Source organism: Nocardia sp. NPDC059154 (genome assembly GCF_042755705.1).
Taxonomy (GTDB): domain Bacteria; phylum Actinomycetota; class Actinomycetes; order Mycobacteriales; family Mycobacteriaceae; genus Nocardia.
Genome location: NZ_JBHZCS010000193.1, coordinates 1 through 1862 on the forward strand (window position 1 = coordinate 1; position 1862 = coordinate 1862).

Sequence of the window (1862 nt, forward strand, 5' to 3'; positions counted from 1 at the left end):
TGTATAGGAGACACCAACCGTCACCGCGACCATCCCGGTCAGCAAGGGGCCGGAATTCCTGGCGGTCGACCCGGGCACGCACGCCCTCTACACCACCAACTACACCGGCAATTCGGTGTCGGTGATCGACCCGGCCACCCACACCGTCACCGCGACCATCCCGGTCGGCATGCGGCCGAGCGGTGTGGCGGTCGACCCGGGCACGCACACCGTCTACACCACCAACAACCCCGACAATTCGGTGTCGGTGATCGACACGGCCGCCCACACCGTCACCGCGACCATCCCGGTCGGCAAGGGGCCGGAGGGTGTGGCGGTCGACCCGGGCACGCACACCCTCTACACCGCCAACAGGGACGGCAAATCGGTGTCGGTGATCGAGCCGCGGCACTGAATGCCCGCCCTTCGGCGGGTTTCGTAACACCCGCACCAGAACCGGGTCCCCAGCCGCTGCACCGAAACCCCAGCCGGCCCGGGCCGGGCAGACCTGCCGGCTCGAAGAACCGGCACCGCACCACCCGCCACGACGCCGGCCTGGTCCTGCTCACCGGCCAGGCCTACAACCGCCCGACACATCATGAGAAGGGCACCCGACCACGCCGCACAGATTAAAAATCAAGCTGAGCTTATTAGGGCGATGACCTCGGCGTGGCCAAAGCCGCTCCACGCCCGCGCTGTTCTGCTGTCCAGGCGACAGTGAAGGTCAGTCACGGCGGCGCTGGATGCACACGTTGCACGTCAGGGCGAAACGCTTGGTGAGTCGTGAGGTGAGGACGCGATCCCTGCCGAGCAGGCGGGGTCGTGGATAGGTCAACTCGTGGGTGCGAGATCGAGGCGGTCCATATGCGACCGATTGCTCTCTTGGTCCGTTCCATCCCTGGTTGCATAGTGAGCAAACTTTGTCTGGCCATTGTATGAGCCTGAAGTCCTGCGGTCCTACGACAGTCGCTTTGCCGCCCCAGTCGGCAACTTCACCGCAGGTAGAGGGCATTTTGGTGATCTTCACCCACGGTGTCTGGCTGCTGTATCCGCAGTGCGGGTGTTGCCCCCGCCGCACACCTCGAACGTCGGCTTCACGAACTGTTGTCCAAGCAGGTCGCTGGTCTGTGCACACCTACACCCGAGTCAGCGCCGCGGCTCGATCACCGACACCGAATTGCCGGAGAAGTTGGCGGTGTAGACGGTGGATGTGCCCGGGTCGACCGCCACACCGATCGGCGTCTTGCCGACCGGGATGGTCGCGGTGACGGTGTGGGTGGCCGGGTCGATCACCGACACCGAATTGTCGTCCCTATTGGCGGTGTAGACGGTGTGCGTGCCCGGGTCGACCGCCACACCGATCGGCGTCTTACCGACCGGGATGGTCGCGGTGACGGTGTGGGCGGCCGCGTCGATCACCGACACCGAATTGTCGTAGCCGTTGGTGGTGTAGAGGGTGTGCGTGCCCGGGTCGACCGCCACAGCGACCGGCCCCTTGCTGACCGGGATGGTCGCGGTGACGGTGTGGGTGGCCGGGTCGATCACCGACACCGAATCGTCGCCGAAGTTGGCGGTGTAGAGGGTGTGCGTGCCCGGGTCGACCGCCAGCAATTCCGGCCCCTTGCCGACCGGGATGGTCGCGGTGACGGTGTGGGTGGCCGGGTCGATCACCGACACCGAATCGTCGTTCCTGTTGGTGGTGTAGAGGGTGTGCGTGCCCGGGTCGACCGCCACACCGATCGGCCCCTTACCGACCGGGATTATCGCGGTAACGGTGTGGGCGGCCGCGTCGATCACCGACACCGAATTGTCGCCGAAGTTAGTGGTGTAGAGGGTGTGCGTGCTCGGGTCGACCGCCAGCAATTCCGGCCCGTTGCCGACGG

General features: G+C 65.8%; 2 protein-coding genes. One reads left to right on the forward strand and one right to left on the reverse strand.

The window, feature by feature from the left end; genetic code table 11:
* The first annotated feature begins 58 nt into the window (after positions 1-58).
* Entirely contained in the window at positions 59-394 is a 336-nt protein-coding gene (locus tag ACFXN1_RS51750) for a YncE family protein (protein ID WP_379464187.1), read from the forward strand.
* 731 nt (positions 395-1125) lie between these two features.
* Here ACFXN1_RS51750 and ACFXN1_RS51755 read toward each other — a convergent pair.
* Positions 1126-1862, reverse strand: a 737-nt coding sequence (locus ACFXN1_RS51755) for a YncE family protein (protein WP_379464185.1), incomplete at its 5' end; no start/stop codon positions are given.